The 15,034-nt window shown below is 57.4% G+C and carries 11 protein-coding genes; 8 read left to right on the forward strand and 3 right to left on the reverse strand.

Translation table 11 applies throughout. From position 1 onward, the window contains the following. Positions 1 to 88 precede the first annotated feature (88 nt). From GNX18_RS07040 to GNX18_RS07075, 8 genes are all read left to right on the forward strand, one after another. Positions 89 to 2,767 carry a cellulose binding domain-containing protein gene (locus GNX18_RS07040; RefSeq protein ID WP_166216510.1) on the forward strand — a complete coding sequence of 893 codons (2,679 nt, stop codon included), beginning with the start codon at positions 89 to 91 and terminating at the stop codon, positions 2,765 to 2,767. 332 nt (positions 2,768 to 3,099) lie between these two features. Further along, positions 3,100 to 4,680 carry an AAA family ATPase gene (locus tag GNX18_RS07045; protein WP_138234884.1) on the forward strand — a complete coding sequence of 527 codons (1,581 nt, stop codon included), beginning with the start codon at positions 3,100 to 3,102 and terminating at the stop codon, positions 4,678 to 4,680. Next, positions 4,677 to 5,660 (forward strand): hypothetical protein, encoded by a 984-nt coding sequence (locus GNX18_RS07050; RefSeq protein ID WP_138234885.1) that lies wholly within the window; start codon positions 4,677 to 4,679, stop codon positions 5,658 to 5,660. The genes GNX18_RS07045 and GNX18_RS07050 overlap by 4 nt, the downstream gene beginning before the upstream one ends. Beyond that, positions 5,657 to 7,495, forward strand: coding sequence for a VWA domain-containing protein (locus GNX18_RS07055; RefSeq protein WP_205828084.1), 1,839 nt, complete (start codon positions 5,657 to 5,659; stop codon positions 7,493 to 7,495). The genes GNX18_RS07050 and GNX18_RS07055 overlap by 4 nt, the downstream gene beginning before the upstream one ends. Beyond that, complete coding sequence (locus tag GNX18_RS07060) at positions 7,492 to 8,076, forward strand: hypothetical protein (RefSeq protein WP_138234886.1); 585 nt, start codon at positions 7,492 to 7,494, stop codon at positions 8,074 to 8,076. The genes GNX18_RS07055 and GNX18_RS07060 overlap by 4 nt, the downstream gene beginning before the upstream one ends. Next, on the forward strand, positions 8,073 to 9,416 hold the full coding sequence (locus GNX18_RS07065) for an AMP-binding protein (RefSeq protein ID WP_166216513.1): 1,344 nt from the start codon (positions 8,073 to 8,075) through the stop codon (positions 9,414 to 9,416). Before GNX18_RS07060 ends, GNX18_RS07065 begins: the two co-directional genes overlap by 4 nt. Next, entirely contained in the window at positions 9,416 to 10,006 is a 591-nt protein-coding gene (gene pnuC, locus GNX18_RS07070; RefSeq protein ID WP_138234888.1) for a nicotinamide riboside transporter PnuC, read from the forward strand. The genes GNX18_RS07065 and pnuC overlap by 1 nt, the downstream gene beginning before the upstream one ends. Beyond that, positions 9,996 to 11,075 (forward strand): AAA family ATPase, encoded by a 1,080-nt coding sequence (locus GNX18_RS07075; RefSeq protein WP_138234889.1) that lies wholly within the window; start codon positions 9,996 to 9,998, stop codon positions 11,073 to 11,075. Before pnuC ends, GNX18_RS07075 begins: the two co-directional genes overlap by 11 nt. Before the next feature lie 89 nt (positions 11,076 to 11,164). Here GNX18_RS07075 and GNX18_RS07080 read toward each other — a convergent pair whose 3' ends face one another. From GNX18_RS07080 to GNX18_RS07090, 3 genes are all read right to left on the reverse strand, one after another. Then, the gene (locus tag GNX18_RS07080; protein ID WP_205828085.1) at positions 11,165 to 12,868 is read right to left on the reverse strand and encodes a glycoside hydrolase 43 family protein; all 1,704 of its coding nucleotides are present in this window, start codon (positions 12,866 to 12,868) and stop codon (positions 11,165 to 11,167) included. 27 nt (positions 12,869 to 12,895) lie between these two features. Continuing rightward, entirely contained in the window at positions 12,896 to 14,098 is a 1,203-nt protein-coding gene (locus GNX18_RS07085) for a glycoside hydrolase family 105 protein (protein ID WP_138234890.1), read from the reverse strand. A 286-nt stretch (positions 14,099 to 14,384) separates the two neighbouring features. Further along, positions 14,385 to 15,005: a thioredoxin family protein gene (locus GNX18_RS07090; protein ID WP_138234891.1), complete on the reverse strand. Its 621-nt coding sequence runs from the start codon at positions 15,003 to 15,005 to the stop codon at positions 14,385 to 14,387. Positions 15,006 to 15,034 lie beyond the last annotated feature (29 nt).

Below are 15,034 nucleotides of genomic sequence, written 5' to 3' on the forward strand. Positions count from 1 at the left end.
GTGAACATCAAATGAGGTTCACAGTGGTTCCAACTCGGCAGAAATAAAAGAAAAAAAGCGGAAACAAAAATAACAAGAGAAATAAACGATGAACCGGATACCCAATTTTTTCCGCGCCGGCTTCCATCCCTGTTTATGGGCGGTGGTTACCACCGGTGGCCTGCTGCTGCCAATACCAGCGCTATCGCAGCAGGCCGTCTCCTGCGACGTGGAGTACCCCATCAGCGACTGGAACGGCGCCTACCAGGTAGATGTCGGCATCACCAATACCGGCAGCGCGCCCATTGCCGGCTGGACCCTGGAATGGGAGATCGGCACAGGCGAAAATCACAGCGGCGGTTGGAACGCCAGCATTGTGCAAAGTGGCACCCATATCACCGCGTCCAATACCGCAAGCCACTGGAACGGCACCATCGCTCCCGGCGCCACCCAACGCTTCGGTATCCAGGTAACCGACACAACACCACCGGCGCAGGTGCCGGGTGCATTTACGCTAAACGGCACACCGTGTAACGGCGGCGATACAGGGAGCTCATCCAGCAGCTCCTCCGGCGGCAGCGCATCCAGTTCTTCCTCAAGTTCCTCGTCAGGCAGCAGTTCTTCGAGCGGCGCCTCCGCAGTTACCCTGCAGGAAAACGCCGCTGGCTTCTGCGGGGTGGACGGCACAATCGACAGCAACAACGCCGGCTTTACCGGCAGCGGTTTTGCCAATACGGAAAACCTGATCGGCACGCGTATTCGCTGGAGTGTGAACGCGACCTCCGCTAGCGATTACCTTCTGGACTGGCGCTTCGCCAATGGTGGTATTGCGCGCCCCGCCAGCGTGCGGATCAACGGTACGAACCTCGCGTACGTGGATTTTCCTACGACCGGTGGCTGGACCAGTTGGAGCCAGGCGAGTGCGGTCGTTTCGCTTGAGGTGGGGGAAAATAGTGTGGAACTGGTGGCCGACGGTAGCGACGGGCTCGCCAATATCGACTCGCTTACGATTACCGGCGACAGCCCCGCAGCGGGTGCATGTATCTCCAGCGGCGCCGGCAATTACCGAATGGAACGCCTGACCCGCGGCGTTACGGTGGTGCCCACCGGTGGCGGTAATTTGGTGAGCTGGCGCATTCTCGGCACCGATGATCCCGGGGTGGCCTTCAATCTCTACCGCGATGGCCAGAAGGTCAACAGCGCAGCCATTAGCGGCGCGAGCAACTTTCTTGATAACGGTGCCTCGCCCGGTGCACAGTATTCCGTGCGTGCGATCACCAATGGCAGCGAGGGCGCGCCCGCCCCCGCAGAGCTGGTATTTAATAGCAGTGGCTATTTCGATGTACCGTTACAACGCCCGCCGGGTGGTTCCGGTTACACCTATTCCGCCAACGACGCCAGTGCCGCGGATCTCACCGGTGACGGACAGTATGAGCTGATCGTGAAATGGGACCCAAGCAACTCCCGCGACAATTCCCAAAGCGGCGTCACCGGTAACGTTTACGTTGATGCCTACCGGCTGAATGGCGAACGTCTGTGGCGTATCGACCTCGGTCGCAACATCCGGGCCGGCGCTCACTACACCCAGTTCCAAGCCTTCGACTACGACGGCGACGGGCGCGCGGAAGTGGCCATGAAAACGGCCGATGGCACCGTGGATGGGACCGGGAATGTGATCGGCAATGCCGCTGCGGACTACCGCAATTCCTCCGGCTATATTCTCTCCGGCCCGGAATTCCTCACCATTTTCAACGGCGCGACCGGGGCCGCCATCGACACGGTCAACTACCAACCTGCACGCGGCAGTGTGAGCAGCTGGGGCGACAGCTATGGCAACCGTGTCGACCGCTTCCTCGCCGGCACCGCCTGGCTGGACGGCGAAACACCAAGCCTGATTTTCTCCCGCGGCTACTACACCCGCACGGTAATCTGGGCAGTGGACTTCGACGGACAGAACCTCGCCACTCGTTGGATTTTCGATTCGAATCAAGCCGGCAGCCAGTATGAGGGCCAGGGCGCCCACAGCCTGTCTATCGCGGATCTGAACGGCGATGGTCGCCAAGACATCGTGTTCGGTGCCATGGCCATCGGCGCCAACGGACAACCTCTGTGGAATACCCGTCTGTATCACGGCGACGCGCTGCATGTGAGCGACTTTGTGCCCAACCGCCCCGGCCAGGAAGTGTTCATGCCAGGTGAACACAGCGACCAGCCCTCTTCACGGTTGATCGACGGCAGCAACGGCTCGGTGATCTTTCAGACCGCCGCCGGCGGCGACAACGGCCGCGCCGTAGCCGGCAATGTGTGGGCGGGTAATCCCGGTGGTGAGTTCTGGTCGTCGCGGGTGAGTGGCCTGCTGGACGCCAATGGCAACAGCGTCGCCTCCAAACCCGGCTCCACCAATTTTCTGATCTGGTGGGATGGAGACGGTGAACGGGAGCTGTTGGACGGAACCCATATCGACAATTACGATCCATCCGCACGTCTGCTGACCGGTTCCAACGTGGTCTCCAACAACGGCACCAAGGCCACACCATCGCTGTCCGCGGACCTGTTCGGCGACTGGCGGGAGGAAGTGATCTGGGCCACGAGCGACAGCTCCGCCCTGCGCATCTACGCCACACCCCATGTAACGGATCTACGTATCCCTACCCTGATGCACAACCCGCAATACCGCGCTGCCATCGCCTGGCAGAACACCGGCTACAATCAACCACCACATCCGAGTTTTTATATTGGCAGTGACGTTCAGACTTATCCTTGGCCGGACATCCACACCTCAAGATAAGTCAGAAAAACTATTTCTAAATGACTCTGCAGGGAAAGCCCATGTTGAAAAATATCCGCGTTCTTTCCTGATATTTTTGAACTAGCTTTCTACTTTCCGGGGGAACGTGGCTATGGAAGGCTCGCCCCCAAGAGTCAACAGCGCCAACACCACTCCGAACACCTTTTATTCACCCGGATACCTCCCCCCCCAAAATGCGCCATAAATTGATGTGGTAGGAAGCCAGTGTTGTTATTATCGGATGCCTGCGGGCCTGGGCTTGAACTTGAGCACGTAAAAATGTTCGCGCAATCATATTCAGGAAATGCAGTAATGACTAACAGGGAGAGTCAATGCCGTTCGATATATTCAAGCGCGTTTCACGGGCGCCCACCAACCCCAAAGACACACCGCGCTCGCGGACCTTTGATGTTGCCGACCTCTATCAGGGGCCGCTACAAAGCGAATTTGATACCACTGATACGGCGGTTGCACTCGATGAAAAGCTTCGTCAGGCCTACTTCTGGGTCGTCAACAGTGCCATTATCAGTCCCCACTACGACATCGAATACAACGACACCCCACCGCAAAGTTTTGTGGTGGGCGATAGCAAACGCCGCCTGACGCTGCCCTCCGCCCAGAGCTACTCCAGCTATGTACTTTTGCCACTGCTGACCTTCGCAACCCGGCGAAAATGCCTTTTTGTGGGCGGCCCAGGGCGCGGCAAAACCGCCAGCGCCATTCTCATGGGCGTGCTGGCGGGCTACCCGGTTAAGGAAGTGCGCCGGGCCATGCAGCACGGCCATCCACAGATGACCATTGCCGACCTGCTCGGCAACCCCTTGCCCGCCGATCTGGTGGGTGCCCAGCGTATGGAAGACATCCGCATCGCATGGCGGAACTGGCTCGGTATGCGGGTCAAAATCATCGACGAGTACAACCGCATTCCAACCCGCACGCAAAGCGCGCTATTGACGGTTATGGGGGACAACTACGCCGAGGTACTGAACCACATTTATGAATGCCCCGAATCGGCCTGGTACCTGACTGCCAATGACGATCAGGGCGGAGGCACGTATCAGGTGATTGAAGCACTACGCGATCGCATCGACGTTATCGTGCAGGCTCTGGCATTCAATCCACGTTTTCTGAGCGACCTGCTGGTGCGTATTGAGGAAGGTATCCGCCCGGAGGAAGTGGTACCCAAGGAGATCGTGTTCAGCGAAGCAGAAATCGATCAGATGCACGGCGAAATACTGCAGGTGGAGCTGCCTGCCCCCCTGCGCCGGCGTCTCGAATTTTTTACCAGCCAGTTCGAACTTTCCGAGACCGCTGGTGCCCAGTTTGAATACATGACCAAGGACACCGCGCGTTTGTCGGCGGTCGACTGGGCACAGCTGGTCGCTGCCGACAACGGGCGCGACCGTCTTAAGGATCTGGGCTGTCAGACCCTGAATGGCCTATCCGTGCGCAACCTTATGACGCTGCTCGTCTACGCCAAGGCGCTGGCCTATTTCCGTGGTAACAATTCAGTGGAACTGGAAGACCTGCGCCAGATTCTACCCTTCGTCCTCAACGACAAACTCCGCGCCGATCTGGATGCGCCCTTCTTTTCACTGCCACAGAATGCCGCTTACCGTTGCGACAGTATCAGCTGGTTGCGCCATCTCTTTGACCTTTCGAACGCAGAATACGAAAGGCTGGGGCTTGACCAGGAAGATCCGATCACACAACTTGAACAGGAATTCAGCCTCGGCCTGGAGTCCGTCAGCGAAAGCGAAACGCGCACCCGAATCAACAGAATCGAGCGTCTGGTTGCCGAGTGGTGCAAAGGGCGCAAACTCTATGGCCACCTCTACGACGATCTGCTCAAGCTCAAATACCTGCATCAGCGTTATACAAATTATCTGCACTGGCTTCGATCACAGAAATGACCATCAGCTCCGAGTTTCAAGAGGTCCTGCGCGCTGGCCGGCCCGACTTCAATGCCCGGGCTGCGGAAGCCCGTCACCGCTATCCATCCTTCAACAGCGAGCTTTTGGGCCAGTTTCTGACGCACAGCGTCGATCCATTTGTAGCAGCTGCCGCGCCCGAGTGCCGCGGTATTGTCGCCAGTGCCGCTTACGATGTAGCACTCGAGCTCGTGGGGCGTGAGCTTGCCGGTGGCCACACACGGGGCCGGTTGCTGGACCGATTGTGGCAGGAAGTGCTGCCTGCGCTGGTCGGAATATTGCCCGCTCAACCGGCTCCGATGCTGTGCGCTCTCTGCAATGCACTGTTGAATCTGCACGCACAGGGCGCCCGCGCCGAGCAATGGCTGCAGCTGTTGCTGGAGCAGGCTCCCCAAATCAGAGGAGATGTATTACCCGACATCGGTGTTTTGGCGGCATGGCGCGCCGGAGCCGTGCAGTTTCGCTTCGCTGCATTGCGCCTGGCCAGTGCGCACCCGCAAGCAGCAAGCGCGATTCTCGGACTGCCGGAACAGGGGGAGCTGACCAAACAGTTGCCCCTGCTGGAACGCGACCCATGGCTTCTCAATCCGGGCAACGCCAATGTCTTAGGACATGAGGTGGGTAGATTCACAGGCTATGGCGGTCATTTTCCCACCCCCCCGAGCGTGCGCGCTTGTGCTGCGGGATTTATGGTGAAAAGTGAAGACCGCTATTTCCTGTTGCTTGCCGACAGTTTCGGGGCGCTACTGCTGCCCGCCAGTGCGAACGAATACCTTGCCGCAACGGACTATCAGGCACCGGCATCACCTGCCCCAGGCCTGATTGACGGCGGCCTGCACACCCTGCGCGGACGGGTCGAGCACAGCTTCTGCCGGGACGACTTGCAACTGGCCTGGAACGAGCATAGTGCCGCACTGTATTCACCCTACAGTTTTTCAATTTATGTGGTGCCCTGGCGATGAAGCCCGACGTTTCAGAACAATTGCTGACTCGATGGCAAGAAGCCTGGCCCCGGGCACTGGCGGTATGGAGCCAGTTCACGCGCTTGTCCGATCCGCGGCTATGCGCATCTACTGTGGCGGCAGCCGAGGAAGGTTTGACCACGTCGTTTGCCATGATCCGCCTCGCAGACCAGAGCGTGGTGATCGATCTCGAAGCAGTACAAAAGCTCGGCCTCGACGACTATGCAATGGAAATATTGGCACATGAAGTTGGTCACCATGTGTTAGCCCCAGCGAACGCAAGCGATCATTTCCGACTGCTCGCCACTATTCGCAAAGGCCTGCCAACCCTGGAAAAACATGCGGCGATGGTCGCCAACCTTTATACAGATCTCCTGATCAACGACCGATTGCAACGCCAGGGCCGCCTGCAGATGCACACGATTTACCAGAAGCTCCTCGCCGGCCAGCCAGCTATGACCAAAGCGGGCGTTTGGGCCCTGTATATGCGGATTTACGAGCGCTTGTGGACACTAGAATCCGGCAGCCTCGGTGTCGCGGTAGACGATCCGCTGTTTGAATCCCACTCCTGGCTCGGCGCGCGCCTGGTACGGGTTTACGCCAATGACTGGCTCACCGGCGGCGCCCGCTTCGCAGCCTTGCTACTGCCCTATCTCCACGAAGCGGCAGAAGAAGAGGCCGCGGCTCTGGAGCGTCTGCACGACACCCGGGAAGCCGGCCTCGATTGCGAACCCTGCGGCTTGGTTGACTATGGTGATGGCGAATTGCAAGACCCGATTCACCCGGTGGAAGACCCTTTGATCAACGACAACCTCGATAAAAGTCCCGAGGTCCCAACTCCCCAAACGACCGATGCCAACACGCCCGGCCGTGGCCAGCGCCGTGAACCCTTCGAATACGGAGAAATACTGCGCGCCGCCGGCCTCAAACTCAGCGATGCTGATATGGCGGTACGCTATTACCGCGAGGCGGCATTGCCGTACCTGATTCCTTTTCCAAAGTCCAAGGTACCTCAGCGCCAGGAAGCGCAGATGGAGGGACTAGAAGCCTGGGAGCTCGGCGATGCGCTGGATGACATTGACTGGCTCGCCAGCCTCAGCCTTTCGCCTCACGCGGTGCCAGGTGTCACGACAATGAAGCGGCACTATGGATTGGCTCCTGGCAACGAGCCAGCCAGCAAACCTATAGACCTCGACATCTATGTGGACAGCTCCGGCTCAATGCCAAACCCGCAGCAACGCATATCTTACATGGCACTCGCCGGTGCGGTGATCTGCCTGTCCGCCCTTCGCGGCGGCTCGCGCGTGCAGGCGACGCTGTGGAGTGGCAAAAATCAGTTCACCAGTACACCGGGATTTGTACGTGACGAAGAAGCCATTCTGCGTATTCTTACAGGCCACCTCGGCGGTGCCACAGCATTTCCGATTCACAAACTGCGCGAAACCTTCAGCACACGTGCCGAACACGAACGCGACTGCCACATCCTGCATATTTCCGATGACGGCATCACCACCATGTTCGACGACGACGAGCGCGGCAACAGCGGTTGGGAGGTCGCTGCACAGGCGCTCCAACGTGGTCGGGCTGGAGGTACTATGGCACTCAACCTCTGGCAAGACTGGCAGACGAGCAATACAAAAGTCAGCCAGGATCTGCGTCGGGCCCGGATCGAGCAAGGCTGGCAGATTCACATGGTCAACGACCTGCCACAACTGCTCGACTTTGCACGTGAGTTCAGCCGACGCCACTACGGGGACCGCAAGCAGGAGCGCCTTGATGCCAGTCGCGATGGCCCATTCCCTCGGGCTTTCGCCAAACATGGAGCCCGTCCATGAAACTGATCGGACCGCCGTTGCAAACGATCCTGCAGCGAGTCACTGAATGCCCCGCAGATTTTCTCGACGAACCGCGTATTGGTAGCCAGGGGCGGCTCGAGGTCGCCTCTCTGGTTGGCGATTGTTTGCGCCTCGCTGGCTATCGCGCCAGCGCCATGGAATTGAAAGGCTTCGGCAGTAGGTGCAAAAACGCAGATCGAAAACACCTGCAATTTGTAGCGCTGTGCGTATGGCTGCTCGACGCCAAGTGGTTTCGCCAAGCCCAGCTTGAAGGATTTAGTTTACTGAACTTACTGCAGCAAGACATGGCAGAGTTCGCTCAATCCAGCCATGTAGACAAGTGCCTGCATGACGCCGAGCGGCGCGAAGAGTTTTCCCGTTATGTACTGGCGCGCCTGGGCTTTCGCCCGGAAGGCGAAAGTGAATCCCAGGCCAGCGACCGCTTAAGTGCACTGTCTAGTATCGAACGTCAGCGTCTGTTAAAAGAAAGCCAAGAGGCCGAACGCCGCGCCCGCGAGATTCGCGAAGCCCTCGCCCGAAAAGCAGCCGCAGAATCTGCCGATAAGTGGACGCGAGAATGACCACCTATACCGACCCAGAGCGTTATCCCACTCTGAGTGATGCCGGTGCCCAAATGCTCAAATTTCTGCGCGAGCACCCACAGGCCCCCCACTATCGCAATCAAAGTGGCAATCGCCTGCTGCCCCAGGATTTGATTGCCCTCGAGGCCTTTGAACAGGAGATGTCGACGCGCCGCCCGGATTGGACTCCACAACAGCGCCCGCTATGGTTGGACGGCTTCGTCGCGCGGGTCTGGCGCGAAGTGCCCTACTATCGGGCACAGGGGAGAAATCCACACTTTGTTGATATTGCGCCCGTCAGCCGCGCCGACTTCAGCCGAGATATTGCAGCCTTCGTACCCGACAGCGTACCTACCGAACACATGATCAACTTCCAAACAACCGGTACCAGCGGCAACCCCCTGGTGCTCGCCTCACACCCCCGTGTTGCCGCCAGCTATCTGAGTTTTCACCGGCGGGCACTGCGCCGCTTTGGTATCGAGTTGACACCCGGGCCACAACGGGTCGGTGTAGTACTGGTCGGTTTTCAGCAACAGTGCTTCACCTACGTGTCGGTTACCCCGCAGCTGGGTGAATCCGGGCTCGCCAAGATCAATTTGCACCCCAACGACTGGCGAGACCCTGCAGATCGTGCCGCCTATCTAGACGCACTGAACCCCGAAGTCTACACCGGTGACCCGCTGTCCTTTGCGGAACTATTGAAATTACCTTTAAAGACGCGGCCGCGCGCACTCATTTCCGTAGGCATGATGCTGTCTGAAGGAATGAAAAAAAAGCTTGAGAATCATTTTTCCGCGCCAGTGCTCGATATCTATTCCATGAACGAGGCTGGCCCAATCGGTGTGTACGATGAAGCGCTCAATGGCCACCTGCTGTTACAGCCGGATCTCTACGTGGAAATCCTCGACCCACAGGGTCAGCCCGTCGCCGTGGGCGGGCGCGGCGAAATCACACTCAGCGGCGGTTTCAATTTCTGTCTTCCGCTATTACGCTATCGCACCGGTGATTTCGCCACATTGAGATACCACCCCGAAGGGCCATTACTGGCCGACCTGGCCGGCCGGAAACCCGTCAGCTTTCGCGCAACCAACGGCCGTTGGTTAAATAACATTGATGTCACCCATGCGCTGCGGTTATTACCTTTAGCGCAATTCGCTTTGCACCAGAACAGCGACGCAACATTGCATCTGAGATTGGCACCCGCTTCCATGATCTTTGCCGAAGCCGCGCGTCGCGCATTACAAGCATTGTTAGGTACAGTAGCCATTACCATCAGTGCCATTGATAGCGAAGACAAAGTATTACAGTACACAACCGACCTCAAAGGTGTCCCAGACTAATGACAACGCTGGAAATCGCCGCAAGCGTAACAACAAGTATTTCCATTCTTCTCGCTGGGCGCAACAGCGTGCACACCTGGTGGACAGGAATCATCGGCTGCGTATTATTTGGCATGCTGTTTTATCAGGCCAAGTTATACGCCGACGTGGTTTTGCAGCTGTTTTTTATTGGCACCAGTATATTCGGCTGGTGGCAATGGCTGTATGGTGAAGGAGGGCAGGAAAAATCAATACGTCGGGCAGGTTTCAAGAGGGTCGCGGTATTGGCGCCCACCGGTGTAGTCGTTGCCACCGCCTATGGGATTCTGCTTCACACGTTCACTGACGCCTACGGGCCCTTTCTCGATTCCGGAATTCTGGTTTTCAGTGTCATTGGCCAATGTCTGCTAATGCAACGACAGCTGGAGTGTTGGCTATTCTGGCTACTGGTCAACACCATTGCCGTACCTCTGTATGCCAGCCGCGAGCTCTACCTCACCGCATTCTTATACAGTGCCTATTGGATTAACGCGATCCTTGCCTACTACTACTGGCGAAACCAAATCACCTCAACAGAAAAAATAACGTCTGCAGTTGCCAATGCTACCTGACACTAAGATATTCAAGCGCGGCCTGGTTGTTGGCAAATTCAGCCCCCTACACCTGGGCCATGAACACCTGATCAGCCAGGCGGAAGCAGAATGTGACGAGCTGGTTCTACTCAGCTGGAGCAAGCCTGAACTTCCTGGTTGCGAGAGCAATCGCCGCCGAAACTGGCTGCAAAAACGCTTTGCCCATTTGCCGGCATTGGTATTGGACGATCATGCACTGCAGCAGCTTGCCCAAGACCACAGCATCAATGCACCACGACTGCCTGACAACGACGCACCCGACACTGAATCACGCCACTTTGTGGGCTGGGTGTGCGAAAAGCTCCTGCACTATCGTCCCGATGTGATATTCACCAGCGAAGATTACGGTGATGGCTTCGCTGAAGAACTGACACGATATTTTCTCGAGCGGGAGAATGATACCCCTAAAATTGTGCACCGCTGCGTTGATAAAGCCCGCCAGATCGTACCCATTTCCGGTACAGCTCTTCGCCAGGACCCTCATACACTGAGCGCGTTTCTCGCACCCGAAGTCTATGCCGACTTCGTTGAGCGCATCGTGCTTCTGGGGGGTGAATCAACAGGAAAAACCACGCTAGCTGCAGCACTGGCAAAGGTACTTAATACTCACTGGGCGGCCGAATACGGTCGCGAGCTGTGGGAGGCCCAAAATGGCCACCTCCAATATTCCGATATGCTACATATAGCGCAGAAGCAGATTGCCCGTGAAGAAACGCTAGCGGCATCTGCCAGGCGCTTCTTAGTTTGCGACAGCAGCCCACTCACCACGTATTTCTACTCGCTCGTCATGTTTGAGCGTGCCGAACCGGAGCTGGTTCAACTCGCTGAACGCCCCTACGCACAGGTATTCCTATGTGCCGCCGATTTTGAATTTGTCCAGGATGGGACACGGCGCAACAATGAGTTCAGGCTCACCCAGCAGCGTTGGTATCAGCAACAGCTCGCGGCACGAGGCACTCCCTACACTCTTTTGCAGGGTAATGTCGAACAACGCGTACAGCATGTTTTGATGGTGCTCGACGCACCCCGCTCTCCCAATTTGGCTTGATTCCGACCGTTTCTCTACAGTGCCAGCGCTCTTGCCGCTCAGCGCCGGCACTAGTGGTCCATACGGAAAGTTGTGTTACTGTTCGACAGTCAGCCTGCGGGCTGGATAAAGCGGAAGTCTTTTACATCAATATAGTTTTCCGCGTTCACCTGCGCCGCGTCGTCGGTGCGCACAAACAACCCGACCTTGGCGCCGACCCAGCGCCCGCGGCGGGCCTGGAACAGCTCCGCCAGCGCACGGAAACGACCATTTTCCATCTGGTAACTGAACACCGTCTGCCCGCCGTGACTGACGGTCATACGCAGGGTCAGTTCGCCGGCTTTCACCCGGGCATGCGGCTCAAAGTGTTCGGTACAATCTTTGCGCGCATCGCGGCAGCTCACCTCCCCAATTTCCACCTCACCGGTGCCCGGCAGATTGCGGAAGCCAATCCAGGCGTAATCCTCGCCGAACATCAACAGGCCGCCATCCGCTTCACCGAGCGTCTCGGGAATATCGAACGTGGTTTGCACAATAAACTCCGGAGCCGGCAGTTTCTGCAATAGCAATGAAGGCTGCATCCACAGGTTGTCACCTTCCGGATCTACACTTTGTTGCGCGAACAACCGCAGGTAACCTTTGCGCTCTTCCAGGCTGTACCAGTTTTTGTCGTAGTTGGCATTCCACTGCCACTGCAGCGCCAGTTCATCACCGGAAAACTCGTCCACAAACGGCAGAGTTTTCACCGGGCTCGGTTTGCTCACTTCAGGCTTGCGGTAGCTGGTGACCGGGTTGCCCACGCCGTCACCGTCTTCGTCGACACCGATCACCGGCCAGCCGTCTTTCCACTGCATCGGCTGCAGATGCACAATGCGGCCGTAGGGACCGCGCGCCTGGAAGTGGATGAACCAGTCTTCACCCGCCGGCGTGTGCACCCAGGCTCCCTGATGCGGGCCGTTGGTGATACTGTCGCCCTGCTCCATCACGATGCGGTCTTCATAGGGGCCGTAGATATTTTTAGAGCGAAAAACCGACTGCCAACCCACAGGTACGCCACCGGCGGGGGCGAACACATAGTAGTACTCACCGCGCTTGTAGAACTTTGGCCCCTCCAGGGTACGGTAGCCTTCCAGCTCGTGACCATTGATGACAACTTCACCCTCCACTTCCACCTCGGTGCCATCGGCGGACATTTTGTGCAAAGTCAGGATATTGTTTTTACCCGAACGACTCTTGGCCCAGCCGTGTAACAGGTAGGCCTGGCCGTCATCATCCCACAGAGGTGTGGGATCGATGATGCCCTTGCCCGGCAGTATCAGTTTCGGTTCGCTCCAACCGCGCTTGGGATCGGAAGTGTTGGTCATGTAGATACCGTGATCCGGGTCTGGGAAAAAAATCCAGAGCTTGTCATCGTGGTAACGAATATTCGGCGCCCAGATGCCGTTGCCGTGTTGGGGCTTCGCAAACAGTTCCGCTGGGCTGTTCTTGTCAACCGCGTAGCCCGTCAGCTCCCAGTTCACCAGATCCGTTGAGTGCAGAATCGGCAAGCCGGGGGAGGCATTAAAGCTCGATGCCGTCATATAGAAATCATCCCCCACTGCTACCACATCCGGATCGGAATAATCTGCGTACAGAATCGGGTTCTGATAGTGGCCGTTGCCGAGGTCGGCCTGCCACAGACGATTGGCGGCGGCCGGTCGCGAGACCTGAGTCTCAGCTCGCTCATCCGACGGCGACGGTTTATCGCAGCCAGTAACGAATACACTCATTGCACAGGCCAAAAGGCCGAGAGAGTTTCTAACGGGTTTCATCATCTGTCTCACTCCAGTTTTTATTGCTCTTTATTTTTCCAGCTCCAGGCTTGCGAGAATGAACGGACCCACACCTTTGGGGTCGTTATCCCGTACCGGCTCACTGATGTAATACTCGAAAGAACCGTCGCGATAGGGGTCACCACCGAGGCCCGCCACAGCGCAGTTCTGCATCAAGTGCACTTCGCTATCATCCGCGTCAATGCGGATCAGGTTGTCCAGCATGCCCTGGTAACTCTCCTCGGCCAGGGCCCGGTAGCGCGCCGGCAGATAACCGCGATTTGCGCCCTTGGCCATGGCGTAGACAAACATCACGCTACCAGTGGCTTCCAGATAGTTGCCCTCCCGGTCGCCCTGATCCGTCACCTGGTACCAGAGCTTGGTTTTGTCATCGCGAAACTTCAGGGTGGCGTCCAGCACCTGTTGCAGGTAACCGGAAAGGACCTCCCGCCCCGCGTGTTGCTCCGGGAAATACTCGATCGCATCCACCAGTGCCATCACATACCAACCGATGGCGCGGGACCAGAAGTTGGGCGATACGCCACTGTCCGGGTTTGCCCATTTCTGCTCGCGGCGCTCGTCCCAGGCGTGGTACGGCAGGCCGGTTTCAGGGTCTATGTGGTGCCGCATCACCAGATCGAACTGACGCTGAACATCGTCGAAGGCGGCAGATCCAGCGCTGCTTGCCTGCAGGTACTGGGCGTAGAACGGCGCCCCCATATACAAGCCGTCCAGCCACATCTGATGGGGATAGCGTTGCTTGTGCCAAAAGCCGCCCTCACTGGTACGGGGCTGGCCTTCGAGCTGCGTTTTCAGCGTTTGCAATGCCTTGCGGTAACGGGGGCTGGGGTGCTGCTGCTCCAGAAACAACAGCATCCGGCCTGGCGTCAGGTGGTCGATGTTGTAGTTTTTGAGTGAGTAGGTCGCGATATTGCCTTCTTTGTCGAGCAGGGTATCGGCGTAGTCGCGGATGTAGTCTAGGTAACGCTTATCCCCGGTTTTTTCATATAACCGCTGATAGGCGATCATCATCAGGCCGTGGGTGTAGTTCCATTTGGGCGTTTCGCGGAAGTCGATTTGCCAGGACTGCGGATTGCGCTGCATATCGGACAGGGCCATGCGCTCGGCCCAACTCATATCCTCGGAGCGCGGGACGGCGGCAGCCGTCGTCGCCACCAGGGCTGCGGCCACGATCATCACACCCACAATGAAAACGTTTACATTTCTGATCATACTTCTGCGCCTGTGAACTTATTGTTTTTGGGATTGGTTTGCTCAAGGTGAAAAGGAAGGTGCCGGCACACACCTTATTGTCAAATTGACAACAAAGACAGGCAATTCAGCTCTCTTGTCGGCGAATCACTATATTTGGCCTGACCACAAATGTAAACCGGGCGACCATCGAATTTTGATGGTCACCAGAAGGGGGAACCGTGGAGAAGTAGTGAACACCGCAACCAGGAAAATGTCGCGGGCAGAGCAGTTCGGCGGTACCTGGTACCGCCAACTAAGTGAATATTCAGTATTTGATACTGCAACCGTATGCGCGGGACGACGCCACTTCTACTGCGCCGCCCGTCAATGAAGCATCCAGCGCAGCCGCCACATAATTGGCAGAGCTGGGAATCACCGCGGGATTGGCTGAGTCGTTATCGTCGATTGCTCCCGCATAAACCACCAGCCCTTCCGGATTGATGATGAACATATGCGGTGTTGTCTTGGCGCCATAGGCGCGACCCATGCTGCCATCGGCATCCAGTAGGAACGGCGCGCTGGCATTGAGGTTGTGACTCGCGGCCACTTCTGCTGCCTGTGCCGGCTCCAGGTAACCCTGCTTGCCCTTGGCCGACGAGATGACCGTCAGCCAATTGATATCCTGGCCGGTGTACTTTTTCTGCAGCGCCTGCATGTTGCCGCTGCCGTAGTGTTTTTTCACATAAGGGCAGTCTTTGTTGAACCACTCCAACACCAGCCACCGGCCCTTGTAATTCTCAAGGCTGTGGGTTTTTCCGGCGGCGTCTACTTCGGAAAATTCCGGAGCCTTGGCGCCGGGTGTTGCGGCGGCCATCGCCAACACCGGTACCGCAAGCATAAGGGCACACACAATGTTGAACAGGTGCCGTGCACGATTGTTTTTCATGATCATAGTGAATTCCTCTTCTCTTTTAC

This window comes from Microbulbifer sp. SH-1 (assembly GCF_011326135.1).
GTDB lineage: Bacteria > Pseudomonadota > Gammaproteobacteria > Pseudomonadales > Cellvibrionaceae > Microbulbifer > Microbulbifer harenosus.

Coding starts and splice junctions, on each gene's coding strand:
- GNX18_RS07060 (WP_138234886.1), top strand. CDS start 7,492: ATGAAACTGATCGGACCGCCGTTGCAAACGATCCTGCAGCGAGTCACT.
- GNX18_RS07075 (WP_138234889.1), top strand. CDS start 9,996: ATGCTACCTGACACTAAGATATTCAAGCGCGGCCTGGTTGTTGGCAAA.
- GNX18_RS07050 (WP_138234885.1), top strand. CDS start 4,677: ATGACCATCAGCTCCGAGTTTCAAGAGGTCCTGCGCGCTGGCCGGCCC.
- pnuC (WP_138234888.1), top strand. CDS start 9,416: ATGACAACGCTGGAAATCGCCGCAAGCGTAACAACAAGTATTTCCATT.
- GNX18_RS07090 (WP_138234891.1), bottom strand. CDS start 15,005: ATGAAAAACAATCGTGCACGGCACCTGTTCAACATTGTGTGTGCCCTT.
- GNX18_RS07040 (WP_166216510.1), top strand. CDS start 89: ATGAACCGGATACCCAATTTTTTCCGCGCCGGCTTCCATCCCTGTTTA.
- GNX18_RS07045 (WP_138234884.1), top strand. CDS start 3,100: ATGCCGTTCGATATATTCAAGCGCGTTTCACGGGCGCCCACCAACCCC.
- GNX18_RS07085 (WP_138234890.1), bottom strand. CDS start 14,098: ATGATCAGAAATGTAAACGTTTTCATTGTGGGTGTGATGATCGTGGCC.
- GNX18_RS07065 (WP_166216513.1), top strand. CDS start 8,073: ATGACCACCTATACCGACCCAGAGCGTTATCCCACTCTGAGTGATGCC.
- GNX18_RS07055 (WP_205828084.1), top strand. CDS start 5,657: ATGAAGCCCGACGTTTCAGAACAATTGCTGACTCGATGGCAAGAAGCC.
- GNX18_RS07080 (WP_205828085.1), bottom strand. CDS start 12,868: ATGATGAAACCCGTTAGAAACTCTCTCGGCCTTTTGGCCTGTGCAATG.